This is a genomic window from Listeria sp. Marseille-Q6474 (assembly GCF_946902005.1).
Taxonomy (GTDB): Bacteria; Bacillota; Bacilli; order Lactobacillales; family Listeriaceae; genus Listeria; species Listeria innocua.
Genome location: NZ_CAMPPS010000001.1, coordinates 1833951 through 1860472, shown reverse-complemented (window position 1 = coordinate 1860472; position 26522 = coordinate 1833951). Strand labels below are relative to the sequence as shown.

Sequence of the window (26522 nt, the reverse complement as noted above, 5' to 3'; positions counted from 1 at the left end):
TAACTAACACAGCTTCTATTATAATTGGGACGTAAGGTGTTATCCAAGACATACTTCTTGCCTCCCTTTATTTAATTTCCACTTACTGAGTTTGTTTTCTATTTCACAAGGATTATACCATATAATTACAGTATTCTCTATCCAAGCAAAAAATCCTTCATCAACATTGTCTGGACTACCCCTAAAATTAATGTTTTTTAGGGGATAGTTCAAACAGCTGTTTTTTTACTCTACTAAATCGGCGTCTGACCGGATAATCGCTAATACAACACCTATTGCAATGAAATTACCAAGCACCGCGCTCCCACCATAACTAATAAAAGGAAGCGGAATCCCCGTAAGCGGCATAAGTCCGACTGTCATACCAATGTTCTCAAAAATATTAAATGCAAAACTTACAGCAAAACCTGCTAAAACTAGCGAAGAAAAAGTATTCTTCATCAAAAGAGCTGCCATAATTAATTGATGAATAAGTAGCATAAATAAAATTAACAACAAACTGACACCAACAAAGCCAAATTGATGACCAATCGTACTAAAGATCATATCTGTATGACTTTCAGGAATATAAGCGTTTGTACCAGAACTACCTGTCATCATCCCCGAACCAACAGCCTTCATCGATAAATTAAGTTGATAGACCGCATCTGGGTCAGTAGTAGGGTCAAGCCACGTTTGGATTCGCGCAAATTGATACGCATGAAAACCGATTTTTTCCAGTAAACTAATATGATAAACGACTACATACATTCCAACCGTCACTGTCGTTAAAATGAGAGTTATAATGCCAACCATCAATTTAGTTGATTTTATAGCGAGCAAAATAATCGCAAGTGCCGTAACTCCATAAACAATTGTCGTACCAAGATCTGGTTGTTTCATAATTAATAGCAAAACAACCCCAGTAAGCGCCGCTAAAATGCCTAACTGTTTCCATTTCTGCGCTTGATATTTTACAGCAAAATGTGCCAATACAAAAATAAAAATCGATTTGACAACTTCAGATGGTTGGAAAGACAATCCAGCGAAGCGATACCACCGCGTTGCCCCGTTTATATTTTGGACTAAAGGGTTTGGGATGAGTATTCCAAGTAGTGTAATCACCATAATGACGTAGAGCCAAATCGCATGGTGTCGCAAAAACTCTACCGGCAGGCGCGAAACACCAAAACAGGTAAGTGCCCCAATTACCAAAAACACCAACTGCATTCCTAAAAAATTGGTATCATACTGGTTTGTCTTCTGAGCAAAATAAATCGCTACACAACTCACTAAAGACAGTAAGAACACCGATAAAATAATTCGATTATACTGAATATCCCGCTTCATAAATACACGACCTCTCTAGATTTAGCTAATAAGTTCCGCCTTGCAGCAGCCATTACAAACCCAACTGCGCACGAAAGCATGACAACCGAACTACCCCCGTAACTAATGAACGGTAGCGGAACTCCAGTAAGCGGAATAATCCCACTCACTCCTCCAAGATTCAAAAACATCTGCACCGAAATCCAAGCGGCAACTCCAATACAAACCATCGAATCGAAAATAAAATGACTACAAACAGCAATATAAAGTGCGGTAAAACTAATTAACATTAATAAAAAAATCGTCCAAATAACACCAAAAACACCAAGTTCTTCCGCAATAACCGTCATAATAAAATCCGTATGCGGCTCCGGCAAATAGCCTAATTTCTGGATGCTACCTCCTAATCCAGTTCCAAATACCCCACCACTTCCAATCGCATAGTAGCCATTTCTAAGTTGATAAGAAGCATCTAAGTTTTCAAGGTTAAAAGGATCCAAAAAAGCAAATCTGCCCAATTTTGCTGCGCTAAAAAAATCAGGATGAAAGAAGTAAATCAGGGTTGCTACAAGTATTATCAGACCAAAAGCCCAGATAAACACCCGGACAAGGCGCGAGAGGCCGACTCCGCTTGTTAAAAACAAAGCGACCCCAATAACACCTAAAATTAAAGCCGTGCCGAGATCCGGCTGTAAGAAGACTAATGCTATAGTAAGAAACAAAAAGCCTAGCACCCAATGTTGTACTCGCACCCCGCAGCCTTTCCGCAAGAAAACAGTCGCAATCACAAGTATTAATAGCAATTTGACAGTTTCAGTAGGCTGGAATGTCACTCCGAAAATAGACAGCCATCTTTGGGCATTATTAGCCGCATTACCAGTTACAAGCACTAAAACTAATAGACCTAGAAGTCCCAAAGAAAGAATACGCAACGTCACCCGGTGATAAAATAATTTCACATTTATACGCGAGCAAATAAGCAAGCCCAAAAGACCAAGACCATAAAAGAGGAGCTGCCTATTAAAGAAATAACTAGGATCCACTTTGTAACGCATGATTGCAACCCCATAACTCGTGCTATAAACAAGTAGCAAACTCCATACTGCCAGAAGCAAATACGTTACAAAGAGCAGTCGGCCCGCACGCATTTAAATCCACTCCCGGAATTTCCGAATGTAAAGAGTTTTCACTAGTTGCATCGTAGCCATATAACCAACAAGAATAAGGATTAACCATGGGAAATAACTACCTGGTAAGCTTACAAAACCGATACTGTGACCAAATCCGGTAAACGGAATCACAATACCTAATGCCATCACAATAAGTGTCGCAATCATTACCGGAGCAGCTGCCCGACTTTGAATGAAAGGTATTTTCTCTGTCCGAATCATGTGCACAACTAAAGTTTGAGTGAGTAAGCCGACAACAAACCAACCACTGTGGAATAAAGCTTGCTCTGCTACCGTGTTCGCACTAAATACAAACCACATAATTAGAAACGTCGCAATATCAAAAATCGAACTTACTGGCCCAATACATAGAATAAAGCGCAACATGCCTTTTTGTTCCCATTGATGCGGCTTTTTCAAAAACGACCGATCCATTTTATCCCAAGGGAGCGTTAATTGTGAGAAATCATAAAGCAGATTTTGTAGTAAAAGATGTAAAGATAGCATTGGTAAAAAGGGAATAAATGCACTTGCCACCAAAACACTAAACACATTACCAAAATTGGAACTAGCTGTCATTTTCAAGTATTTTAAAATATTACCAAATACGTTACGCCCTTCCATAACCGCATCATTTAATACCGTTAAACTTTTTTCCAGTAAAATTACTGAGCTTGCGTCTTTTGTAATATCTGCCGCTGTATCAACAGAAATACCAACATCCGCTTTCCTAAGTGCTGGCGCGTCATTAATCCCGTCTCCAAGGAAGCCAACAGTATGTCCTGCTTTTTTCAGCAAACCAATGATACGCGATTTTTGCATTGGTGTTAATTTAGCAAAAATGTGGTATTTCCGTAATTCGCGCGTGAGTTCTTCATCAGATAAGTCTTCAATATCCCCGCCAAGTAAAAATCCATTCGCTGGTATACCTACTTCCTCACAAATCCGTTTCGTAACGATTTCGTTATCTCCTGTCAAAACCTTCACGTTAATTTGGTTCTTAAATAGCTGTGTAATTGCTTCTTTCGTCGATGCTTTTACTGGGTCGCGGAACCCTAGGAATCCTGCAATAATCATCTGTTCTTCATCTTTTTTAGTGAATGATTCGCCGGCTTTTCCAGTTTTATACGCTACTCCAATTACTCGAATTCCTGAGCGATTCATTTCTGCACACATTTCTTGAAGCTCATTCTTTTCTAATTCAGTTAGTGTAGAAATAGTACCGCCAAATTCCTTATGAGTGCATACTGTGAGCATTTCTTCTACCGCGCCTTTTGTAATCATCTTTGTCTCTGTATTATTTTCCACTACTACACTCAGACGACGCCGATCAAAATTAAACGGGATTTCACCAACTTTTGTCCATCCTGATGCAGTATTTTCATCCAATTTGGCAATAACAGCATGATCTAATACGTTTTTCCAGCCAGTTTGGAAGTAGCTGTTTAAATAAGCCATGTTTAGAACACTTTCGGAAGTTTCACCAGCACTATCAATGTATTTTACAAGTTCTAGTTTATCTTCTGTGAGCGTGCCTGTTTTATCCGTACATAAAATATCCATCGCGCCGATATTTTGAATTGCACTCAGCTCTTTCATAATTACTTTTTTCGACGACATATTGATAGCGCCTTTTGCCAAGTTCGTGCTGACAATCATCGGTAGCATCTCAGGTGTGAGCCCAACCGCAATCGCTACCGCATAAAGAAATGCTTCTAACCACTCGCCTTTCATAAGACCATTAATCATAAATACAATCGGAACCATTACAACCATAAAATAAAATAGTAATTTCGAAATCGACTTAACGCCTTTATCAAAGCTAGTGTCGCCGCGACGTTCTGTAGCTGCGATTGACAATGAGCCGAAAAATGTTGCGCTTCCTGTTCGTAAAACAACCGCCTTGCCGTGCCCACTTAACACATCTGTCCCCATAAATAATAAGTTTTCCCGTTCAAAAAGCTCCGGATTGGCGCGTTTGTCTTCCACAAATTTTTCAGAAGGAATTGATTCGCCTGTAAGTGCTGACTGATTAATTAATAAATCTGTCGCCGAAATAACGCGTGCATCTGCTGGAATAATATCCCCCGCTGAAACTTCGATTAAATCTCCGGGTACGATTTCATCTTGTGCTACTACAATCATTTCATCGTTCCGAATAACGTTCACTTTATTTTTCACCATATTTTTTAACGCGTAGCTAGCCCGCTCTGCTCTACTCGTTTGAACAAATCCAAGAATTCCACTAGCTAAGATCATTAATGACATAATTATTGTCGCTTCCATATCATCTGTTAAATACGAAATCACCATTAACATGATTAAAATATAGATAAAAGGATCATTAAACGCCCGGATAAATAACCGTAAATTCGATACTTTCTTTTCTTCCACTGTTTGATTAGGACCAAATTCGGCTAGTCTTTCTGTAACCTCTACGTTCGTTAGTCCTGTTTCCATTACACCTAATTTTTCTAAAATCTTATTTCTATCCATTTGTGATTCTTTGAGCAAATTGTTACCTTGCATTTTTACGTGTGTTTTTTTCATTTTCCTTGCCTCCAATTCTTTCTAGGCAAGCTGAGAATAACGTTTATGTGCGCCAGAGATGAAGGTTAGTCACTCTTGCAGCTTGATTACTATAATACGAGTCCGGTTCTTCTACTTCATCTTCCTGATGGTGGGCCATTGCCTTCATCTCCTTCCGAATTTTACTTAAGCGTAATTGTCTGAAAAAAAGATTTTCATTTCCAGATAATTATTTTCATAATAAACATGAAAAAAGTCCTTACCAAAACCTTGGCAAGGACTTCTGAATTCATACGCATACTAAAACAGACTCCCCTCGCTAAAGTTTTGGCACTATACAACGTAAAGAATTACTCTTAGCCACATTATGGAAAGCCTTAATCCGACAATCCCTGTTCTACCCATTGGCGTCTTTGGACATTTTTGGGCAGTGGCCTGTGTTTGCATAGGAGCCTCACCTAACAGGCAAAACTACATATTTATTATCGCTCTAATCGTCTACGAGTTTAACATAGAAAATCTATGCTCGCAAGACAAAATGTAAAATGTTTAACTTTTATTTAACTTTTCGTGATTTATTTCAATAATTTTAACAAAACATCTGCTAAGGCATCTGCAGTTGTCGTAATCGTTGGCGGGCGTTTATAAATATCATCTCGCACTTTCTCCACCATGATTAGTAAAATAACACTATTTAAAATTAAAGAAATTGCATCTGCTTCTTGGGATGAGTTCTTACTTGGAACCATTTCTTGTACTTTTTGATTAACCCGTTCGTATAGATATTCGACAATTGACGGATCAATAAATTCCATATCTTTACTGCCCATTTCCCGAACAGAAATCACCATGAAATCACGATATTTTTCATAAATATCTGAAATAAACTGACTTGCTTGACGTAAAAATACTTTAGTACTTTCAAAATCTTTATCAAAAAATTGATTGATTTCGGCTTTCATACTTTCAAATTGCACTTCAAGAGTCATATGAATTAAATTATCTTTGTTCTTAAATTTTTTAAAAATTGTTGCTTCATTTATTCCAGCGGCTTCTGCTAATTGTCTTGTTGTGGAGCCTTTTATGCCATTTTTTGCCATCATACAAAGCGTTGCATCCATGATGGATTCGTTTGTAATCATTATTTTACCCCCGTTCAACTAAGTAAGCACTTGCTTATATTAAGTATAACAAATACCGACCTTTTTGACAATTTAATTACAATTTGTCGATAACAGTCATAAGATATGTGAAGTGTGTAATAATGGAGGTAGAATATTTAAAAGAATTGGAAGTGACTTACCATGCAAAAAACGAGAAAAGAACGTATTTTAGAAGCTTTGAAAGAAGAAAAGAAGAATAAAAAAAGTAACAAATTCAAAACTGGGGCAACAATTGCTGGAGTTACAGCCATAGCGACCTCTGTTACTGTTCCAGGAATTGAAGTAATGGTTAGCGCTGATGAAACAGCACCCGCAGACGAATCTTCTAAAACAGCCAATCCAACTGCTTCAACAGAAACTAACACAAATACTGAAACAGCAACACCTGATAAAACAGTAGAAAATAAAACCGAAACAAAACAAACCGAAACAAAAGAACAAGCCACTACGCCTACAGAAAAAGCACCAGTTGCAAAACAAGTTGAAAAAGCACCAGCTGAACCCATAACAGTCAGCAATCCAGATGACAAAACAAGTTCTCCTACTCCAGCGACTTATAATTTAGTACAAAAAACAGCGCTACGTTCAGGAGCTACAATCCAAAGCTTTATTAATTCTATCCAAGCATCCTCTTCCCAAATCGCAGCAGCTAATGACTTATACGCATCTGTCATGATCGCCCAAGCAATTTTAGAAAGTGCTTATGGAACAAGTGAATTAGGCTCTGCTCCTAACTATAACCTATTTGGAATTAAAGGAGCTTACAACGGCCAATCATACACTAAACAAACATTAGAAGATGACGGTAAAGGAAACTACTACACAATCACAGCTAAGTTCAGAAAATACCCTTCTTACCATCAATCACTTGAAGACTATGCCAAAGTTATTCGTAACGGCCCAAGCTGGAATTCAAATTACTACTCCAAAGTTTGGAAAAGTAATACTAAGTCCTACAAAGACGCAACCAAAGCTTTAACGGGAACTTATGCAACGGATACAGCCTATGCAACGAAATTAAACGACCTAATTAGCCGATATAATTTAACACAATACGATAGCGGCAAAACAACTGGCGGAAATTCTGGTAACACAGGGAATACTGGTAATACCGGAAACACTGGAAATACAAACACTTCCAACGCTAAAATTTATACAGTTGTAAAAGGCGACTCGCTTTGGAGAATCGCGACTAACCATAAAGTAACAATCGCCAACTTAAAATCTTGGAACAACCTGAAATCCGATTTCATTTATCCAGGACAAAAGCTTAAAGTAAGTGCTGGAACAACTACAAACAACACAAACACATCAAAACCGAGCACAAATACCAACACATCTAAACCAAGCACTAGCACCAACGCTAAAGTTTACACGGTTGCTAAAGGTGACTCACTTTGGAGAATCGCGACTAACCATAAAGTAACAATCGCTAACTTAAAATCTTGGAACAACCTGAAATCCGATTTCATTTACCCAGGACAAAAGCTTAAAGTTAGCGCTGGAACAACTACAAACAACACAAACACATCAAAACCGAGCACAAATACCAACACATCAAAACCAAGCACTAGCACCAACGCTAAAGTTTACACGGTTGCTAAAGGCGACTCGCTTTGGAGAATCGCGACTAACCATAAAGTAACAATCGCCAATTTAAAATCTTGGAACAACCTGAAATCCGATTTCATTTACCCAGGACAAAAACTTAAAGTTAGCGCTGGAACAACTACAAACAACACAAACGTTGCTAAACCAAGCACAAATAAACCAAGCAACTCCGCAGTAAAAACATACACTGTCAAAAAAGGTGACTCACTTTGGGCCATTTCAAGACAATATAAAACAACTGTAGATAATATTAAAGCTTGGAATAAATTAACAAGCAACATGATTCATGTTGGTCAGAAATTGACGATTAAGTGAATATAAAAAACCTAACTCCTGAGCGAGGTAGGTCTGAAACTGCGGATAAAGCGAGAAATTGCTTTGTCTGCGGTTTTTTTATTAAACTAAACAGTTCCTGAATAGCAGAGCCTATTGGTTATAATTCATCTATCTCGCATTGATAGTTTAAAGCATCCAATTCCCATTTAATCTTTTTCATCGTTAACTCGGCTTCTGCTAGGCTTGAATTTAATAAGCAATATATATAAGTTTCTTCATTAGTGTGATAGATGTTGAAATCCATTAAATCGGGCCACTTTTCGATACCAGAGGGCACACAAAAACCATTGAAGTATGACCTCACATCTTTTATCCCCGAATCAATAATACTCTTTTCTATAATTTTCAAAATTTCTTCATAATCTTCTTTTGATTTTATTGACCATTCTAAGCCCAGAATAACAACCTTCTTTCTTAATAATATTTATTTTCTCTTACTATCTAAATTTAGTTAATCTGATTGAAAATATTATACTCGCAATTAAGTCCATCGTGCACGTCTTATTTCTAGTGGAGGCGTATATGCCATATTTTATCTAGTTTATTGTATGGCTAGATTTTATCTCTGCTGTATGTCATTAAGAAAATTTTTTAATACATAACTTTTGTCAAAGAATTTTGAATGCTCTAATAGTAAATGCAGTAGCAAAGTGAATAGACGGTGGCTAATCCTCAGTAGGGGGTGATGCCTATGGTTTACAAAGGTTTTACTCCTAGAAAGGAATAAAGCATGTCTGTATTTGAAGCAATGACTTTAATGTTGGCTTTTGCCACATTGGTTGTGCTGATACTAGACTTTAATAAACCAAAAAAATAATCGTCTTTACACTTTGACGGGTGCGAAAAGACGATTATCTATCAATTTTTAAACCTTGTCCACCGTCTTTTTAACGGTGCTGCTGTTTGGGAGTCATGTTAGCGCATGGCTCTCTTTTCATTTACATAGTAACACATTTCAAACTGATTTGCCAAGGTCTGAAAAAAAAGAAAAACAGGTAGCCCTTATCGCAAACCTGCTTTCCCACTATCTGTCCTAAAAATGATGGAAACTCTCAACTGGCATTACAAACACTGTTGCGCCGCCAACTTGTACTTCGATTGGGTAAGGCACATACGTATCTACCGTCACACCTAAGGAAGCGGATGGTGTCATCATTTGTTCGCGTGCTTTACAGTTTTCCTTGATTATCGCTAGTGCATCATCTACACGTTCATCTTCTGTTCCGATAATAAATGTGGTGTTTCCTGCTTTTAAAAATCCACCCGTAGTAGCTAATTTTGTCGCACCGAAATTGCCTTTTGTTAGTGCGTCAGACAAACGGTTGCTATCTTGATCTTGGACTATCGCAAATATGAGTTTCAAAGAAATCAACCCTTCCTAAAAATCTATCTTTTTTCTATTATAGCAAACAAATCCTTTTTTAAAGAGCGATATGCACTTATGGATTGGTACTTAAGTCACATGGAATGTTAAGTTAGTTGCTTTAAAATATCTGCTAAAATAATATTAGTAATCTCTTCTGGCGTCTTTGTTGCATCCACTCGCATGAAACGATCTGGAAACATTTGGATAATTTTCTCATAACCATTTTGTACTTTTTCGTGGTAAGTAATGTCCTCTTTGTCTAAGCGATTAACTTCGCGGCCTTTGTTAGCAGCAATTCTAGCTAAGCCGACTTCTGCGGGTATATCAAGATAGTAAGTCCGGTCAGGGATTGTATCTTCAATCGCATATAAATTCACTTGTAAAACTTGTTCCATATTCATGTCACGTCCGGCTCCTTGGTACGCAAGAGAGCTATCCATAAAGCGGTCACAAAGTACTGTTTTCCCTGCTGCTAAAGCTGGGCGAATTGTTTCAACAACATGCTGACGGCGTGCGCCTGCAATAAGCAGTACTTCTGTTTTTGGATCCATTTCTTCATTGCCAATTCCGAGGACGATATTTCTTACTTTTTCTGAAATCGGGCTGCCACCTGGTTCACGGGTTTTAATGAAATCAATGCCCGCTTCTTCCATTTTTTGGTTTAACAGGGTGCCGACAGTTGTTTTTCCAGAACCATCTGGACCTTCAAGTGTAATAAAAATTGCTTTCATTTCGTAATTTCCTTTCCCTTTCGCGTCGCTTTCTGTTTGATTATAGCATAAATTAGCGGAATATACGGATGTAATTCTCGGCTAGTTTTTCGCCGCCTTGGTAGTGCCGCGTGCGAATACTTTTTAGTTCGCGGATATGTTTTTCTGTGATACTTTCTCCGCGGATAATAGCTGGGATTCCCGGCGGATAAAGCGAGATTGTTTCAGCCGAAACGCGTGTCGTAGCTTCATCTAATGACACAAATTCGGTCGCGCGGGCGTGCATTTCTTCGTAAGTTAACGCAAGACCTGACGCGCAAGGCACTGACATTTCATATGGTTCTTTCGCGATTTCTTTTTTCGACGGAGAATGAATCCGACTAATCGGTGTGAAATCAATCCCTTTTTTAATTAATGGTAAAATCAGTAACACTTGTGACTCGTCGGCAAGCTCTGGGAAATAAGAACTTTCTTCAAAAATCGTTTGCAGTTCGTAGCCCGTGTAGCCTGTTTTGCGGACGATGATTTTAAGCGGATCATCCGGCAAAATAACTTCAAATTTATTTTTTGTTAGCCATTTAATCCATCTGGCGCGCATTTTCCAAAAAGCTTCAACGTCTGCTGCTGTGTAAGTTGCCGCATATTTCCGCGCCGCATCCAGTGACGCCATGATTAAATAAGATGGGCTACTCGTTTGAAATACTTGCAGATAATAAGCTAGTTTTTCAAAAACCGGTAAATCATTCACGACATGTAAATAGGATCCCATCGTTAGCGCCGGTAGCGTCTTATGCGCCGACTGAACAACTACATCCGCACCAAGCTCCACTGCACTTTTTGGAAACTCAGAGCTCGTTAAAAAATGTGCCCCGTGCGCCTCATCGACAAACACAACCGCGCCATACTGATGCGCAATTCGAATACATTTTTCCAAATTAAAAGTCGTTCCGTAGTAGCTCGGATAAGTGAAAATACATAGTTTTACATCTGGGTGATTATGTAATGTTTCTTCGAGAAGTTCGGTTGTCACGCCACTCGCGACGCCGACTTCTTTATTGGTTGCCGGAGTTAAGAAAATCGGTTTTCCACCGGCGAGTTCGATGCCATGCAAGATTGATTTATGTGCATCTCTTGGCACTAAAACTTTCTCCCCGCGCTTTAACGTTGCCATAATAACCGCCAAGCTTCCTCCGCTTGTCCCATTGACTAGAAAATAGCTTTCTTTACTTCCATAGCATTCAGAAAGTAACTCCTCTGCTTCCAAAATCACGTCTTCTGGGTGATGTAAGTCGTCCATCCCGGTGATTTCTGTTACATCCCATTTTAATAAATTTTGCCATACAGCTGGATAAATGGCTCCACTTTTGTGGCCTGGGACATGGAGTGATATTGGGCAGGATTTAGCATGAGCATCTAACCGTTCCACTAAAGGCATTTTAGATTGATCTCGCATAACAATTCCCCTTTTCAAATTCTCTTCTTCATTGTACCATTTTGCTGGATTTATGACACATTCTTGCAGTTTTAAAGCGTTTTCATTTTATAAGTTGTATAATAAAGACAGCAACCACGTTTTGACTTTCTAGTAAAGGGAAATTGAGGTAAGAGGACAATTTTAAAGGAGGTTTTTTGTCAGATGAAGAAGATTCTTAACGGTACAGATCAAGTAGTAGAACAGATGGTGGAAGGTTTAGTTAAATCGCACGCAGATGTTGTTCACCGTGTCGAAGGAACTCGCGTCATTGCAAGAAATGATAAACGTCCAGGAAAAGTCGGGCTAGTAAGCGGCGGAGGTTCTGGTCACGAGCCGGCTCATGCTGGTTATGTTGGTCGCGGAATGCTATCTGCGGCTGTGTGCGGCGATGTTTTCACTTCCCCAACTCCCGACCAAATTTATGAAGGTATTAAAGCCGCAGATCAAGGCGCTGGTGTGCTTTTAATCGTAAAAAATTATACCGGTGATGTAATGAATTTTGAAATGGCGGCAGATTTAGCGGATGCCGATGATATTAAAGTAGAACAAATTGTAGTAGATGATGATATTGCTGTTGAAGACAGTACTTTTACAACTGGACGTCGTGGTGTTGCTGGGACGGTTCTAGTGCATAAAATTATCGGGGCAGCCGCAGAAGCAGGCGCATCCCTTGAAGAACTAAAAGCACTCGGCGAAAAAGTAATTGCTTCTGTTAAAACGCTTGGTGTTGCTCTTTCTCCTTGTACAGTTCCCGAGGTTGGACATCCTGGTTTTGAGCTTGGAGACGACGAAATTGAACTTGGCATTGGTATCCACGGCGAACCTGGCTTTACGCGTGAAAAAATTATGCCATCCGCTAGCCTTGCTAAACAACTTTATGAACGTATTAGTAATGAAAGCAAACTCCTAGCTGGAGATAAAGTGGTTGTCCTTGTTAACGGCATGGGCGCAACACCACTAATGGAACAATACGTTTTCGCAAATGATGTCCATGAACTTCTAAAAAATGCCGGTGTTCAAGTTGAAAAAACACTCGTTGGCGATTATATGACTTCACTTGAAATGGCCGGATTATCCCTTACCATTTTGAAATTAGAAGATGAAAAATGGGTCGATATGTTGAAACTTCCAGTAGACACAATTGCTTGGTAAAAAGATTTGGAGGAATGAATAATGACTTATGATAAAGATTGGGCGTTACGCTGGTTAAATGATTTCGGCGAACGCGTACAAGAAAATAAACAATTATTAAGTGATCTCGACCAAGCGATTGGCGACGGAGACCACGGAATCAATATGGCTCGCGGACTAAGCGAACTCAAAAAAGCTTTTACCGAGAAAGAGCCAGCAGATTTAAAAGATGTATTTAAAACCGCTGGGATGACAATGGTTAGCAAGGTCGGCGGCGCATCTGGACCACTTTATGGAACAGCCTTTTTAAACATGAGTAAAGCGGTCGATTCAGAAACAATTGACGCGGAAGGCTTAACCAAAGTGATTGAAGCAGGACTTGAAGGTATCGAAAAACGCGGTAAATCCCATGCTGGCGAGAAAACAATGATTGATGTTTGGGAACCAGTTGTGAATGCCCTTCATCAGGAAGATTTAACAGATGATGTTGTTGAAGCAGCTTTACAAAAAACAAAAGATTTAAAAGCAACAAAAGGACGTGCCAGCTATCTAGGTGAACGGTCTATCGGGCATCTCGATCCCGGCGCCTACTCTTCTGCTCTCCTATTCCACGCAATGCTTCAAACGGAGGTGAGCTGAATTATGGCTAAACCTTATGGAGTTGTCATTATTTCTCACTCCAAAGATGTTGCAAAAGGTGTCCATGATATCATTAAAGAAATCGCACCTGACGTATCTATTACGCATGCTGGTGGAACAGAAGATGGTCGCATTGGCACAAGTTTCGACACAGTAAACGAAGCGATTGAAAGCAATGAAGCCGACAAAGTCTACACTTTTTATGACCTTGGAAGCGCCAAAATGAACATTGAAACAGTAGAAGAAATTAGTGAAAAAGAAATTATTCTTTTTAACGCCCCCATTTTAGAGGGAGCTTATGCTACTGCTGCTCAAATTCAAATGGACGAAAAACCGGAAGTAATCGCAGCAAATCTTAAAACAATCGAAATTAAATAACTGAAAAAATCCCTTTAGATGCTTTTTTGTCTAGAGGGACTTTTTTATTTAATGGTATAATTACTTAAAATAAATTCCCATTCTAAAAAGTTAGGATTTGAAACGATGAATATTTTAATTAAAATACGCGAACTAACTAATTTAACTAATAGTGAAAAAGAACTTGCCAATTACATTGTGGCAAATCCGAAAAAAACGCTTCAATTCAAGCCTAAAGAGCTAGCCCAAGCCGCATTCGTCTCTGCTGCAACAATCTATCGCTTAATCAACAAACTAGGGCTGAACGGCATTGGCGAACTAAAAATCGAAATCGCCTCAAGCCTTCGCGAAACTAACGAAGAAAAAGAAATAAACTATGATTATCCTATTTTAGAGTCAGATACGCCTTATCAAATAATGACCAATCTGAACCAAATCTACAAAGGAACCATTGACGAAACATTAAACAACGCCGATCCAGAAGAACTTGTAAAAATTGGCGAAAAATTAATTAAGGCAAAAACAATTGATGTTTACGCCGCTTCCGCTAATTTATTTTTCGCGCAAAACTTCAAATTTCAAATGCAGGAAATCGGTGTTTTAGTCAATGTCCCTGAGGAAGATTATATTCAAAGTTTGTCCGCCGCAAATAGTGACAAAGATCATATTGCTATCGTTGTTTCCTACGGCGGACGAAGCCGAACCCTTCAAAGAGTAGTCAAAATCCTCTCCGAAAACGATGTCGATATAATCTTAATTACTTCCATGCAAGCAAACCCTTTAGTCGAATTTGCCACTCATAAAATCTATATGGCCTCCGCCGAAAATCATTACAACAAAGTCTCTTCCTTCTCAACACGGCAGTCATTACTAAGTATTTTCGACACGCTTTATTCTGTTTATTTTAATCACGATTATGAAAAAAACATTCAATATAAAACAACCAATTATCAAAAAATGAATAGCGAATTGGAATGATTTTTCAAAAAAAGCACCTATTTCCTATCAAAATGAAAAAAAGCTCTCAATATGCGACGCTCCTGCCTTTTTCTTGTTTTCTAATGATACAATAAAGAAAAAAGGAGCTAAACTACATGACAACTCAAGCAATTATTTTAGATATTGATGGCACTTTATTAAACGACGACAAAAAAATTTCACCCGAAACAAAAAAAGCCCTCATCACCGCGCAACAAAATGGCGTGAAACTTATCCTCGCATCCGGCAGACCAACAACTGGGATGCACGCATACGCTGAACAATTAGAAATGGAAAAACACCACGGCTTGCTCGTTTCATACAACGGCGCTAAAGTAGTGGATTGCGCGACAAATGAAGAATTATTCAACCAAGCTCTTACGGTTGCAGAAGGAAAAGCCGTTTTGGAACATATGAAACAATTTGAAGTGAAAGTAATGATTGATAAAGAGGATTATATGTATACAAATGATGTGTACGACTGCTACGTCCCTTACCGCGGCGAAGTAATAAATATAATTCAATATGAGTCTCGCGGAGGAAATTTTAAACTCTGTGAAAAAGATGATTTAGCCGCATTTTTAGATTACCGTCTAAGTAAAATACTAACGGCAGGCGATCCAGCTTATATGCAAGAAAATTATCAAGCAATGATGGCGCCTTTCAAAAATACACTTAATTGTGTCTTCACAGCAGATTTCTACTTTGAATTCACAGCTCAAGGCATCGATAAAGCCAAAGCACTCGATACGGTTTTAACACCAATGGGAATACACGCTGAAAATATCATTGCTTTTGGAGATGGCCACAACGACATCACCATGGTCGAATACGCCGGAACAGGAATCGCCATGAGTAACGCCGTCCCCGAATTAAAAGCGGCTGCCAACTCCATCACCTTATCCAACAATGAAGACGGAATTGCGCACGTATTAAATAGTTTAATTACGAATTAAAAAGGCTGAGTTTCAGCCTTTTTTATATTGGCTGCATATCATTATTTTTCAAACGTTCATTCAGCTCATAAAGCGCCGTCTTATTACTATCCCACTCCAGCAGCTGAATCACCGACTCATAAGAAAGCCATTTTAACTCTTGATGCTCTATGGATAATTCGATATAACCTGAAAAACTCGTTAAATCAATGGCAAAACAATATTCTGGAACTACATAAGGCTTACTAAATGAAAAATGAAAACTAGGTATAGTAGAATATGAATCCAATTTATACATTTCAAACGGCCCCTTCAAGTTTAGCTCTTCTTTACTTTCACGCTTGGCAGTCTCTATGATTGTCTCTCCGTCTTCCCCTCCGCCAGCAACAAACTGCCAAACAGCTACGTCGGTTCTCAATAAAGTCCCAAACTGATAATTGGTTTCATTTTTAATAAACGGTATAACTAAAATTTGAAAAGGTTGTCTCATTATCCCACTTCCTTTTTTCTTTATTGTAAAAAATCCTCCAAATCAACCCCTTCACTCTACAGAAATTATCCATTTTCTGGTATGCTTAAGTTAGTAAACTAAAGTAGGAGGTTAATTAAATGACACTTTCTTTCTCGGATACATACAGACTGAACAACGGAATCGAAATGCCTAGACATGGTTTTGGGGTCTACAAACTAACGGACGAACAGCGCATGCGTACTGCACTAGAAACTGCGGTAGATGTCGGTTATCGCTTGTTTGATACGGCTTCATTTTACCATAATGAAAAAGAACTCGGTGACTTTTTTGCGTCAAGTGGCTTAAAACGGGACGAGTTTTTTGTAACGACAAAAATGTGGAATACGGAGCAAGGTTACGATGAAACGCTCCGTGCTTTTGAAAAATCTCAGAAAAAACTACAATTAGACCAAGTTGATTTATATTTAGTCCACTGGCCGAAACAAGATACTTTTTTCGAAACTTGGCGAGCTGTGGAAAAATTATATGACGAAGGGCTTGTTCGCGCGATTGGCGTGAGTAATTTTGAAGCGCACCATTTAGACCGGCTTCGTACAAGTGCCAACGTTCTTCCAGTAGTCGATCAACTGGAAACACATCCACACTTTCCAAATCAGCTGTTACATCGTTATTTAGAGGAATTGCATATCGTTCATCAAGCTTGGAGCCCGCTTGGCCGAGGTGGCGTTTTACAAGAGCAAATTCTGATTGATTTAGCGAAAAAACATGGTAAATCTCCTGCCCAAATTGTTCTTCGTTGGCATTTGCAAAATAATATTTCAATCATTCCAAAATCAGAAACGCCTTCAAGAATAAGAGAAAACGCAGATATTTATGATTTTGAATTAACAGAAGCAGATATGCGCCAAGTCGAGCGTTTAAATAGTGGTGAGCGAGTTAGCCATGCGCCAGATGTAATGTATGTCCGTTCTGAAATTTAATAAAAAAATCTACTATTCCAATATGGTCTAGTAGATTTTTTCTTTATTTCTTTAATTGACGTGCACGAGCTTCTTTAAAGAGGTAAAAATAGCGAGCTTCCGCCTTTTTCTCCTCATATTCTAAATTAGGATCGTACTCAAAACTTTTTCGCATTAAAACTTTCTGCTTATGCCACTTTTCTTGCGTGACTTCAATCAATTCCATCAGATAAGCATCATAGGATTTGTGTAGTTTTCCGATTTTCTTGTTTTTCTTCCGACCGAACTTATTACTTCTGGACTCCATTTTATCACCTCTGTTTATACTTCTCTTCGTCCTTCCATGGCTTTAGAAAGCGTGACTTCATCCGCATATTCTAAATCTCCACCTACTGGCAGACCATGAGCTATTCTTGTTACTTTTATGCCTGAAGGTCTTAACAACCGCGAAATATACATCGCAGTGGCTTCCCCTTCAACATTGGGGTTGGTTGCTAAAATAACTTCTTCAATGGTGTCATCTTGCAAACGTTTAAGCAAATCAGGAATATTAATATCTTCTGGGCCAATTCCGTCCATTGGCGAAATTGTGCCGTGAAGCACGTGATATAGCCCGTGAAAATCGCGCATTTTTTCCATTGCGATAACATCTTTAGATTCTTGCACCACGCAAAGAACACTGCGATCGCGGGATGTGTCCGAGCAAATATAGCACGGATCTTTATCTGTAATGTGACCACAAACAGAGCAAAAGCTTAAATTCCTCTTTGCATCCACAAGTGCTTTTGCAAAGTCTAATACATCGTCTTCTTTCATATCTAGCACGTAAAAAGCCAGTCTTGCTGCCGATTTGGGTCCGATTCCCGGTAATTTCATAAAACTGTCCATTAATTTCGTTATCGGCTCAGGATAATGCATATCTCGTCTTCCTCTCACCTTCAAAATACACAATGTTTCACGTGGAACATTTTATTGAAAAATAGTTGAGACTCTTGTAATTAAGCCAAGAGTCTCAAACCAAACAATATTACATTCCAGGGAGATTTAATCCTTGTGTGAATTTGCCCATTGTTTGTGAAGTTGTATCTTCAATTTGTTTTAATACATCATTTGTTGCTGCAAGTACTAAATCTTGTAGCATTTCGATGTCTTCTGGATCAACTACTTCTTCGTTTATAACAACATCAGTAATGACGCGTTTACCAGTAGCTTTTACTGTAACCATTCCGCCACCAGCTGTTCCAGTGAACTCTTGAGCTTCTAAATCAGCTTGAGCTTTCGCCATTTCCTTTTGCATTTTTTGCATTTGTTTCATCATACCTTGCATATTTCCCATTCCACGCATGAATAATCTCCTCTTTCTTCTATTGTTTTTTAATCTTTAATTTCAAGCAAATCTTCACCAACGAGTTTTGCGGCTTCTGCAACAAAAGGATCTTCCGCCGGTTTTCTAGCTTCTGGATTTGTACCTTCCTCCGCATCACCGTCGCTACCATGACTATGAAGGAAATTTTCTCTTACTTCAGCCCATTGATCTTCTGGGATTCCAATAAAAGTATAATTTACTTGTGTAAGTCGTGCAATACTCGACGTGATCGTTTCAACAAAGTTCGGATTATCCATCGCCATTTGACAGTGAATCTCATGCTTAAATTTTAACACAAAAGTATCCTGAGATGCAGCTACAGGTTCTGCATCATTTAAAAGTGCTGCCTGGGATGCCATCAACATGGATAAAAGCTCGCCCCAACAACCACGGATTAACTGTAAATTCTCTTTCTTAGCCTCACCAAGCACATGGTTGATTTTACCAATAGGTGCTTTAAATTGCTTGCCGTTGTTTATGGCTTTTTTAGATCCACCACGATTTTGTGCTGGTTTTTCAGTTTGGGTGGTAACTGCTCCACTCGCAATTTGTTTTTTTAGTGTTTGAAGTTCTTGCTGCATTTGCTCCATTTGGCGTTTTAAGTCCGCAAAGTCACTTCCAGAAGCTGCGTCCGCTGATACATTCCCGCCACTTACCGCTGATTGCCCGGCTTGCGTTAACTGAACAAGCGCTACTTCTACATAAATTCCCGGATGATTCGAGAAACGCATTTGTTGCTGAGCTGTATTTAAAATTTTAACAAACTCATAGACTTTTAGTGAATCAGCTCGTTTTGCCAAAGCAACAAAATCATCATCTATCAAAGCCCGTTCTAATGTTTCTTCAAGGTTTGGCGCTTTTTGATACAGCAGCACATCTCTAAAGAATACGAGTAAGTCTTCCACTAAACGAACTGGGTCTTTTCCTTCTGCAAGTAAGGCTGTTAAAGTCGAAATCGCTTCTGCTGCGTCGCCGTCAAACGCTGCACTTACTAGTTTTGTAAGGAGATTTTGAGCAACCGAACCCGTTATTTCTAACGCGTCTTCCACTGTAACTTCTTCCGACCCGTAAGATATAACTTGATCGAGCAAACTAAGCGCATCACGCATTCCACCTTCAGCGGCACGCGCAACAATCATCAATGCTTTTTCGTCATAAGGAATTTTTTCTTCTTCTAGAATAAATTTCAAACGTCCGATAATATCTTGGGTTGTAATTCGTTTAAAATCAAACCGTTGCACCCGTGAAATAATCGTTAGTGGTAATTTATGTGGTTCTGTTGTTGCCAAAATAAAAATGACATGTTTCGGCGGCTCTTCTAGCGTTTTTAGTAGCGCATTAAAGGCTCCCGTCGACAACATATGCACTTCATCGATAATATATACTTTATATTTCGCCACAGTGGGCGCATATTTTACTTTTTCCCGAATATCTCGAATTTCTTCAACCCCGTTATTACTGGCAGCATCGATTTCAAGAACATCTGGTATAGAACCATCCGTCGTACCTTTACAAATCTCACATTCGTTACAAGGCTCCCCGTCATGGCCGTGTTCACAGTTGATCGCCTTCGCAAAAATCTTCGCCGCACTAGTCTTCCCCGTCCCCCGAGGCCCAGAAAATAAATAAGCATGCGAAGTTTTATTTTGCACAATGGCATTTTTAAGCGTTTTCGTCACATGTTCCTGTCCAACAACATCCTGAAACGACTGCGGCCGAAAAACCCGATACAAAGCCTGATACGCCATCTGCCACTCTCCTTCACCTAAAACCATTTTAGTAGTTTTATTATAACGTATTGTTGAAGAAGTTTCAAAACGTTGTTTGTTTTGATTTACTTCTTCAATATAAATCTGAGCAAAGCGATGATTTAATCCCTAATAGAAGTTTCAAAACGTACTTTGTTTTGATCTACTTCTTCAATATAAATCCGAGCGCAGCGATGATTTAATCCCTACCAGAACTTTCAAACCGTCCTGAGTCGGGCTAACCTCAACAACCACCACCACCAAAACCCAAAAAAAAGAACCAGACCCCCGAAAAAGCCCGATTCCAAACCTTACTGTTCACTTTTAGCAGCCAATTTCTCCTGCTTCTTCTTACTCTCATTAATAACCGAAAGCTCAATTGATTTCAGCAAATTTTTCACACGTTTTTTCCGGAAGAAGCCAAACATAAAACCAACAATAATATTATTCATTTTATTCATTGTTTTTTCCGTTTCAATTAATTCGTTATAAGTCACTTCGCAAGTTGTCTCACTTGTTGACTTTATCGTATAAGTCGTCGTATGCGTGTTTACTCGACTGCTTGTTTCAAATTGATATAACTCATTAGGAGTTACTTTCAAAATTTTTGTAGTAGCAAGTGCGCCGTTAGACATTGTTCGTTGGTATTTATATCCTTCTAGTTTGCGCATCTGAAGCGTTTTACCAGTGGCATTTTTCACATCATAAATGGCTGAGCTAACTAGTGTATCAAAGCATTCTTTTTGAGAAATATATAATTTCTGTGTGACATTCACTTTTCAATCGACTCCTTCTAATTCTTTTCTTTCTTATCTTTACGGATTTTTAGCACGATGAATACACAGCCAATTAAAACAACCGCAAGTCCTGTAACTAGAAGAGGTACACTAGCCATCCCATCTTTTCCATAAGAAGGACTAAACATAATAATAATAAGACCTATACTAATAATAAATAGTGCATTAACAATTTTCATTTTCAACCCACACTAACTTGGAAATAGAGTACAGAGCCTATTTCAGTTGCTTTTATTGTTTCTTTGGCGATTTTTGCTGCTTTTTCTTCGTCTTCAATGTTTGTTTCAAAAGTAAGTTTCATACCTTGTTCAGCAATTTTTTTAAAAGTTACACCGTCTTTATCGTATGTTTCAAGTAATTCAGTAATATAATCACGTTTCATTGGACAATTAAGAATAATCATTTAAAAAAACCTCCTTTTCTATAGTTTAACGTTATATTTCGCTTCTTGCAATGAATAAAAATGGCGCAGGATTTCCTACATGATATACTGGCTAGGCACAATTAGCTGCACCTAGCCAGAAACTTATTATTTTCTAAGCTTTCATCTCTTCTTCTGGTACACCAACGCGATTTGCGGTAATAACAAATGGTACCCAAATCAAGAACGCGACGACCATATTTATGAGTGAAATTACTGGTGCCATCCAATCTCCCCCGGTTGCTAAGAAGGAATTCAGAAGTGGTGGCATTACCCAAACTACTGCAATTTTAACTGGGCCGACAATGCCAAGTGTTGTTGCAAAGTAAGCGATTGTTACCATTACCATTGGTGCGATAATGAAAGGTATTAAGTAAATTGTATTTAATACGATCGGTAAACCAAACATGATTGGTTCGTTAATATTAAATATACCTGGTGCAAGAGACAATTTCGCAACTGTTCGTGCATCCGCTCGTTTCGAGAACATTAGTAAAGCGATAATTAGTACAAGTGTACCGCCTGATCCACCCATCCATACGTACGCATCGAAAGAACCACGTACCCATTCGAATGGTAATTTAGCGCCTTCTTGTGCTGCACTAATGTTTTGTAGTTGTGCTGTACCCCAAAGTGACTCTAGAACCGGAGCAAGTACGTTCGGACCATGAATCCCGAAGAACCATAGTAGTTGTACTAAGAAAGTAACTAGTAAAACAGCTCCGTACCCTTGCGATAGTGATAATAACGGCTCTTGAATTGTTTTGGAAATCCAAGTAATAACGTCCATATTTGTGATTTTGAAGAATGCCCAGTCAATAATACCAACAACATAAAGTGCAACTAACGCAGGAATGATTGCCGCGAAAGCTTTACTTACAGCCGGTGGAACAGAATCTGGCATTTTGATAATAATATTTCTGCGCATTAATTTCGCATAAATAATAGTTGATATAAAACCGAAAATCATTGCAGTAAACAATCCGGTACCATTTACTTGACTAAGATTAAAGAACCCGTAAATCCCAGCAAATTCTTTTGGTAAAGTATTGACATCAAAATTAGCATTAGAAGCCGCAATAGCAGCTTTTACTGCGTCTAAGCTTACAGTAACAGTTAAGTTCATAACAAAAGCAGCAAGAGAAACTAGCCCCCCAGCTAATCGATCTACTTCATACGCTTTTGATAAATTGTAACCTAGTGAAAATGCAAAAATAATTGAAACAATTGCTAACGTCCCATTGTATACATATCCATTAATCCCGATAAGTGGTTGCATTGCTTCCACAAATCCTGTCCATCCCCAGTCAGTTGGAAAATCCCTAAAAAACGCATTTAAAAGTACTGCAATTGACCCAGCCATTGTAATTGGCATTGTAGAAATAAAAGCATCACGTAGCGCCACTAAATGTTTTTGCGAACCAATTTTAGCAGCTACTGGTACAAAATATTTCTCTAAAAATGCTGTCAAACCATTCATATTTTATCCTCCCATTAACCTTTTTTATTTACTGCTCATCTCTTTAAACAAAATATAATTTCTATGTATCTTCCCCTTTAGGTTTATCAACTATATCTGTTTACGTTGTTTTAGCAATCCCTACTGCTAAAACAAATCAGATGGAATCTTTGCAGGACCTCGTGAAATTTTGGGAGTCCTCCTCTCCGCTTCATGATAAGGCTTACATTTAGATTCACTTTAATCTATTGCAATTTCCGTGCCAAGTATCTAAGAGTAAGAAAATATACGATTATCGCTTGTAATCGTTATCATTTATACCAACGAAGCACTATTACACACATACCTAAAAAACTGTGTAAGTAAGCGCTAACATTACACAGTTTCACTTAATTCATAGATTCTTCTTTCTGTGTTATAATGAGCATAAGCTAAGTAATACCAACAATTCGAGGTGATAAATATGGCAGTAAAACGAGATATGCCGGAAGAATCGAAAAATAGTAAAGTGGTGAAAAAAGAGCATTTTTCGATTGTATTTCCAGATGATATAAAAGAACCAAAAACCGCGGAAGAACAAAAGAAAAAGCCAGCCGAACGTGAAACAGACGACGATTAACTCACTTCAAACAAAAAAGAGCCCCCGCTACCGGGGCTCTTTTTTTAGTTAATAGAAAAGATGACCATTTCTTTATCCTCATCAATTCGAACTTTTACATTCATACCAAGTTTGTCCTTAAACAAGCTTGTAATATCTAAGTAATCATCATAACTACCAATGTCGCTTTTTTCGTAACCTTGTAAAATGGTAGGTTTAATCCGGACGATATAATCATCGTTTGAGGTTTCTTCAGGATTATAAGAATAGATTTTCTTGCCATTTTTATCAAAAAAGTCATATGTTGCATAAGATTCATTGTTTGTGATATACACATCTTTTTGTGTAACGTAAGCATTATCGGCCACGCTGTAGTCAATCAAACCTGAGTAATATTTATTTGTCGAAGGTTCATTTATTTCATATTGTTTATACGCTAGACGGAATAAATAATCGATATTGTAATAACTATTTACACGGAAGTAGAGGTGCTTGTCTTTAGATTTTTTATCTACCCCGATATCGGTTGCACTAATTGGAAAAACCTCATATAACTTGCCGTCTATTTCGTAAGCAACGTCGTATTTATCGAATACTTCTTGGCGCTGAAAAAAGCCAAACATAATTGCTAAGATTACAAGGATTCCTATTAAAACTGCAATGATTAAAGCGGGCAGCCATTTCTTTTTAGATTTTAGTTGTTGCATTATTTTCATCCTTTGTCATGAATTGCTTTACTAAATTATATTGTACCAGTTTATGGAGGATTATACATTACTTTTATAAGTTTAGTAGCTGCTTTGTAGAAAAAAGACTATTTCGCGATAAGCAAAATAGTCCTTAATATATTTAAAATTAGTGTCGCGCACCTCACATCGACATGCAATCACCTGCGTTACCTTGATAGTTAGCTCGGGCCAGGCAACCTCGCGGCACATGAGAAGCACTGATTAATGCTGCTTCCTTCCGGACCTGACATGGTTCACAGGTTCCCATTGCGCAAGACCCAACCTTCAACACCACTTGTCAAGGGCAGACCAAACAATTACGATGCCTCAAATGAGGAATTCAACCCCGCTAGAGCGGATTGCGGGTTACAGGGCGCCGCTACCTCCCCGTCTAGCACGACAAATTTGCTACCAATAATTAAGTGCCAAATAAAAAGATATTTAGCGCAAACTCTGAAAAGAGCTCAATTACTAGTGTACCTTTTTAGTGTAAAAAGTGCAAGTAGAAAACGGGGAAATATTTTTTAACGTAAGTAAACACTCATGATTGCTGCAATAATTGTTCCAACTACGCAAATACCTACTAATGTTAAAGCTATCCATACTATTTTCTTATTCATAGTCTTCTCCCCCTTACTTCACATTATCGCTTTTCTTTTAGTGATTATATCATGAAACACAAAAATTAGCTGTTATAATCAAACTTCTTTTGCCAGCTATTTAGCATACTGTAGCTAGCCATTAATTGTGTTGTTACTTGTTTGAAAATTGGGCGTAATTCTGCATATTTCTTCGTGTTTTCACTAGGATGATAGACTGCTTTAATTGGAAGCGTTTGTTCCAAATTCAACGTTTTTAAAATTCCCAGCGAGCGCATTCCGATAATTGCAGCGCCTAAACTAGAACCTTCAATTGTATGTGGCACGCGAACTTCCCGGTCTAAAATATCAGCCAGCAATCTGCACCAAGCCTCATGCCCAGAAATACCACCCGTCACATAAATAATATCATCCGGAGCCGAAACTGCTTCATAGACTTCCGCAAGATTAAACGCAATTCCTTCTAAAATCGCGCGAACAAAATGTGCTTTGGAATGATTAATCGTAAGCCCAACAAAGCCCCCGCGAATATCGTTAGTCCAAAACGGAGCCCTCTCGCCAAGTAAATAAGGTTGAAAGAGCAATCCAGATGCGCCAGGAGCTACTTCATCTATATGAGCAATGAAACTTGCAAAATCGCGGTTCATAATCTCACTTTCAGATCCGAATTGCTGTAATCCCCATTCCACTACTTTTCCGCCATTATTGACGGCTCCACCAGCGATAAAATAGCCATCCCCGGCACCATAACAAAATGTCCGACCACGCGAGTCCACCTGAAATTCATTTGTTAATTTCCGAACTGCCCCGCTCGTGCCTAAAGTAATCGTCACATCATTTCGTCCAGTCGCTTGAATACCAATATTCGCAAGCGCTCCATCACTTCCACCTACAATAAATGGCAAGTTTTCCGGAATACCCATTAAGTCCGCGTATTCTTTTTTCACGCCATGTAATTGGTAGGTTTCTGGAACTACTTTTGGCAAATAATCTGGGGTTAATTTGATGATTTCCATTGCTTCAAATTCCCAGTCATGTTCTAAAATGTTATAAAGTCCGGTTCCTGATGCTAACGATTCATCCATCACCCAGACGCCAAACAAACGATTCAGAATGTAAGATTTAATATCGACAAATTTCTCCGCGCGATGGAATAATTGTGGTTCATCTTCTTTTAGCCAACAAATTTTAGCAAAGGGGCTCATTGGATGTATTGGCGTCCCTGTCGCTTCATATAGTTGAAACAAGTAATTATCCCTTTTTATATTTTCAAGCGCCTCACTGCTTCGTCCGTCCGCCCAAGTGATACATTCAGTTAAAAGCTCTCCGTCTGCTCCTACCATAATTAAACTATGCATCGCCGAACTAAATGATATGCCTCTTAGTTCTGTTTTATCTATATCCTTCATTACGCCTTGGATAGATGTTATGACTGCTTCAAAAATTTCAGTAGGACTCTCTTCCGCTTTCCCCGTTTCATCCGTCACTAATTCATAATGCGTAGCTTCCCGGCAAATGACCTCACCACGTTCATTGAAAAGTACTGCTTTTGTACTTGAAGTCCCAATATCTACGCCCATTATGTAAGATTTGCTCGTCAAAACATTTCACCTCATATCTTTGTTTCTTTTCATTATACGTCAAATAGTATAAATTTTGGGGCTAGGCT

General features: G+C 38.6%; 27 protein-coding genes, 1 other RNA gene and 1 riboswitch. Of the genes, 9 read left to right on the top strand and 19 right to left on the bottom strand.

What is annotated here, in order from left to right; genetic code table 11:
* Positions 1-225: 225 nt before the first annotated feature.
* From OC533_RS09250 to OC533_RS09235, 4 genes are all read right to left on the bottom strand, one after another.
* Positions 226-1329, bottom strand: a complete 1104-nt coding sequence (locus OC533_RS09250; protein ID WP_003734238.1) for an FtsW/RodA/SpoVE family cell cycle protein — start codon at positions 1327-1329, stop codon at positions 226-228.
* Positions 1326-2456 carry an FtsW/RodA/SpoVE family cell cycle protein gene (locus OC533_RS09245; protein ID WP_194323958.1) on the bottom strand — a complete coding sequence of 377 codons (1131 nt, stop codon included), beginning with the start codon at positions 2454-2456 and terminating at the stop codon, positions 1326-1328. The genes OC533_RS09250 and OC533_RS09245 overlap by 4 nt, the downstream gene beginning before the upstream one ends.
* A complete protein-coding gene (mgtA, locus tag OC533_RS09240) occupies positions 2457-5027 on the bottom strand; it encodes a magnesium-translocating P-type ATPase (protein ID WP_194322752.1) in 2571 nt (856 codons plus the stop codon). It abuts the gene before it with no gap.
* 284 nt (positions 5028-5311) lie between these two features.
* Positions 5312-5479: riboswitch (M-box (ykoK) riboswitch) on the bottom strand.
* 102 nt (positions 5480-5581) lie between these two features.
* The gene (locus tag OC533_RS09235; RefSeq protein ID WP_003772870.1) at positions 5582-6148 is read right to left on the bottom strand and encodes a TetR/AcrR family transcriptional regulator; all 567 of its coding nucleotides are present in this window, start codon (positions 6146-6148) and stop codon (positions 5582-5584) included.
* Between the two features lie 162 nt (positions 6149-6310).
* Between OC533_RS09235 and OC533_RS09230 the strand changes: the two genes are divergently transcribed.
* Positions 6311-8095 carry a 1,4-beta-N-acetylmuramoylhydrolase gene (locus OC533_RS09230; protein ID WP_194323956.1) on the top strand — a complete coding sequence of 595 codons (1785 nt, stop codon included), beginning with the start codon at positions 6311-6313 and terminating at the stop codon, positions 8093-8095.
* 751 nt (positions 8096-8846) lie between these two features.
* Positions 8847-8933 (top strand): putative holin-like toxin, encoded by an 87-nt coding sequence (locus OC533_RS14925; RefSeq protein WP_220089436.1) that lies wholly within the window; start codon positions 8847-8849, stop codon positions 8931-8933.
* A gap of 216 nt (positions 8934-9149) precedes the next feature.
* On the opposite strand, the gene OC533_RS09225 is transcribed toward OC533_RS14925, so the two are convergent.
* From OC533_RS09225 to OC533_RS09215, 3 genes are all read right to left on the bottom strand, one after another.
* Positions 9150-9479, bottom strand: a complete 330-nt coding sequence (locus tag OC533_RS09225; protein ID WP_003739897.1) for a cyclic-di-AMP receptor — start codon at positions 9477-9479, stop codon at positions 9150-9152.
* A 107-nt stretch (positions 9480-9586) separates the two neighbouring features.
* Positions 9587-10213: a dTMP kinase gene (gene tmk / locus OC533_RS09220; protein WP_194323954.1), complete on the bottom strand. Its 627-nt coding sequence runs from the start codon at positions 10211-10213 to the stop codon at positions 9587-9589.
* Between the two features lie 52 nt (positions 10214-10265).
* Complete coding sequence (locus OC533_RS09215) at positions 10266-11645, bottom strand: aminotransferase class I/II-fold pyridoxal phosphate-dependent enzyme (RefSeq protein WP_194323952.1); 1380 nt, start codon at positions 11643-11645, stop codon at positions 10266-10268.
* 183 nt (positions 11646-11828) lie between these two features.
* Here OC533_RS09215 and dhaK1 point away from each other — a divergent pair, with 183 nt between their 5' ends.
* From dhaK1 to OC533_RS09190, 5 genes are all read left to right on the top strand, one after another.
* Positions 11829-12818 (top strand): dihydroxyacetone kinase subunit DhaK1, encoded by a 990-nt coding sequence (gene dhaK1, locus OC533_RS09210; protein WP_160464603.1) that lies wholly within the window; start codon positions 11829-11831, stop codon positions 12816-12818.
* A 21-nt stretch (positions 12819-12839) separates the two neighbouring features.
* Positions 12840-13436 carry a dihydroxyacetone kinase ADP-binding subunit DhaL1 gene (gene dhaL1, locus OC533_RS09205; RefSeq protein ID WP_003764276.1) on the top strand — a complete coding sequence of 199 codons (597 nt, stop codon included), beginning with the start codon at positions 12840-12842 and terminating at the stop codon, positions 13434-13436.
* Between the two features lie 3 nt (positions 13437-13439).
* Positions 13440-13814, top strand: coding sequence for a dihydroxyacetone kinase phosphoryl donor subunit DhaM1 (dhaM1, locus tag OC533_RS09200; RefSeq protein ID WP_003772863.1), 375 nt, complete (start codon positions 13440-13442; stop codon positions 13812-13814).
* A 105-nt stretch (positions 13815-13919) separates the two neighbouring features.
* Positions 13920-14771 carry a MurR/RpiR family transcriptional regulator gene (locus OC533_RS09195; protein ID WP_033533796.1) on the top strand — a complete coding sequence of 284 codons (852 nt, stop codon included), beginning with the start codon at positions 13920-13922 and terminating at the stop codon, positions 14769-14771.
* Positions 14772-14887: 116 nt separating this feature from the next.
* The gene (locus tag OC533_RS09190) at positions 14888-15727 is read left to right on the top strand and encodes a Cof-type HAD-IIB family hydrolase (protein ID WP_194323950.1); all 840 of its coding nucleotides are present in this window, start codon (positions 14888-14890) and stop codon (positions 15725-15727) included.
* Between the two features lie 22 nt (positions 15728-15749).
* On the opposite strand, the gene OC533_RS09185 is transcribed toward OC533_RS09190, so the two are convergent.
* Positions 15750-16196, bottom strand: a complete 447-nt coding sequence (locus OC533_RS09185; RefSeq protein ID WP_185562787.1) for an NUDIX hydrolase — start codon at positions 16194-16196, stop codon at positions 15750-15752.
* Positions 16197-16315: 119 nt separating this feature from the next.
* Here OC533_RS09185 and OC533_RS09180 point away from each other — a divergent pair, with 119 nt between their 5' ends.
* On the top strand, positions 16316-17158 hold the full coding sequence (locus tag OC533_RS09180; protein ID WP_194323948.1) for an aldo/keto reductase: 843 nt from the start codon (positions 16316-16318) through the stop codon (positions 17156-17158).
* Between the two features lie 43 nt (positions 17159-17201).
* Here OC533_RS09180 and OC533_RS09175 read toward each other — a convergent pair whose 3' ends face one another.
* The 8 genes from OC533_RS09175 to OC533_RS09140 all read right to left on the bottom strand — a co-directional run bounded on the left by OC533_RS09175 (position 17202) and on the right by OC533_RS09140 (position 22949).
* Positions 17202-17444, bottom strand: a complete 243-nt coding sequence (locus OC533_RS09175; protein ID WP_003764285.1) for a YaaL family protein — start codon at positions 17442-17444, stop codon at positions 17202-17204.
* 14 nt (positions 17445-17458) lie between these two features.
* Positions 17459-18055, bottom strand: coding sequence for a recombination mediator RecR (gene recR / locus OC533_RS09170; RefSeq protein WP_003764287.1), 597 nt, complete (start codon positions 18053-18055; stop codon positions 17459-17461).
* 109 nt (positions 18056-18164) lie between these two features.
* Positions 18165-18482, bottom strand: coding sequence for a YbaB/EbfC family nucleoid-associated protein (locus OC533_RS09165; RefSeq protein WP_003772859.1), 318 nt, complete (start codon positions 18480-18482; stop codon positions 18165-18167).
* 29 nt (positions 18483-18511) lie between these two features.
* Positions 18512-20251 (bottom strand): DNA polymerase III subunit gamma/tau, encoded by a 1740-nt coding sequence (gene dnaX / locus OC533_RS09160; protein WP_160464606.1) that lies wholly within the window; start codon positions 20249-20251, stop codon positions 18512-18514.
* Positions 20252-20562: 311 nt separating this feature from the next.
* Positions 20563-21027, bottom strand: a complete 465-nt coding sequence (locus OC533_RS09155; RefSeq protein WP_003739909.1) for a DUF3284 domain-containing protein — start codon at positions 21025-21027, stop codon at positions 20563-20565.
* A gap of 17 nt (positions 21028-21044) precedes the next feature.
* Entirely contained in the window at positions 21045-21227 is a 183-nt protein-coding gene (locus OC533_RS09150) for a DUF3188 domain-containing protein (protein WP_003728589.1), read from the bottom strand.
* A gap of 2 nt (positions 21228-21229) precedes the next feature.
* Positions 21230-21451 (bottom strand): hypothetical protein, encoded by a 222-nt coding sequence (locus tag OC533_RS09145; protein ID WP_003721028.1) that lies wholly within the window; start codon positions 21449-21451, stop codon positions 21230-21232.
* Between the two features lie 133 nt (positions 21452-21584).
* Positions 21585-22949, bottom strand: coding sequence for a PTS sugar transporter subunit IIC (locus OC533_RS09140; protein ID WP_010991410.1), 1365 nt, complete (start codon positions 22947-22949; stop codon positions 21585-21587).
* 442 nt (positions 22950-23391) lie between these two features.
* On the opposite strand from OC533_RS09140, the gene OC533_RS09135 reads away from it, so the two are divergent.
* On the top strand, positions 23392-23547 hold the full coding sequence (locus OC533_RS09135) for a hypothetical protein (RefSeq protein WP_003768596.1): 156 nt from the start codon (positions 23392-23394) through the stop codon (positions 23545-23547).
* Between the two features lie 44 nt (positions 23548-23591).
* Here the strand turns inward: OC533_RS09135 and OC533_RS09130 are convergent, their stop codons facing one another.
* The 3 genes from OC533_RS09130 to OC533_RS09120 form a co-directional block, all read right to left on the bottom strand.
* On the bottom strand, positions 23592-24233 hold the full coding sequence (locus tag OC533_RS09130) for a hypothetical protein (protein WP_010991411.1): 642 nt from the start codon (positions 24231-24233) through the stop codon (positions 23592-23594).
* A gap of 154 nt (positions 24234-24387) precedes the next feature.
* Positions 24388-24654: signal recognition particle sRNA large type (gene ffs / locus OC533_RS09125), an RNA gene on the bottom strand.
* A gap of 285 nt (positions 24655-24939) precedes the next feature.
* Positions 24940-26454, bottom strand: a complete 1515-nt coding sequence (locus tag OC533_RS09120; RefSeq protein WP_194323947.1) for a gluconokinase — start codon at positions 26452-26454, stop codon at positions 24940-24942.
* Between the last annotated feature and the right edge of the window lie 68 nt (positions 26455-26522).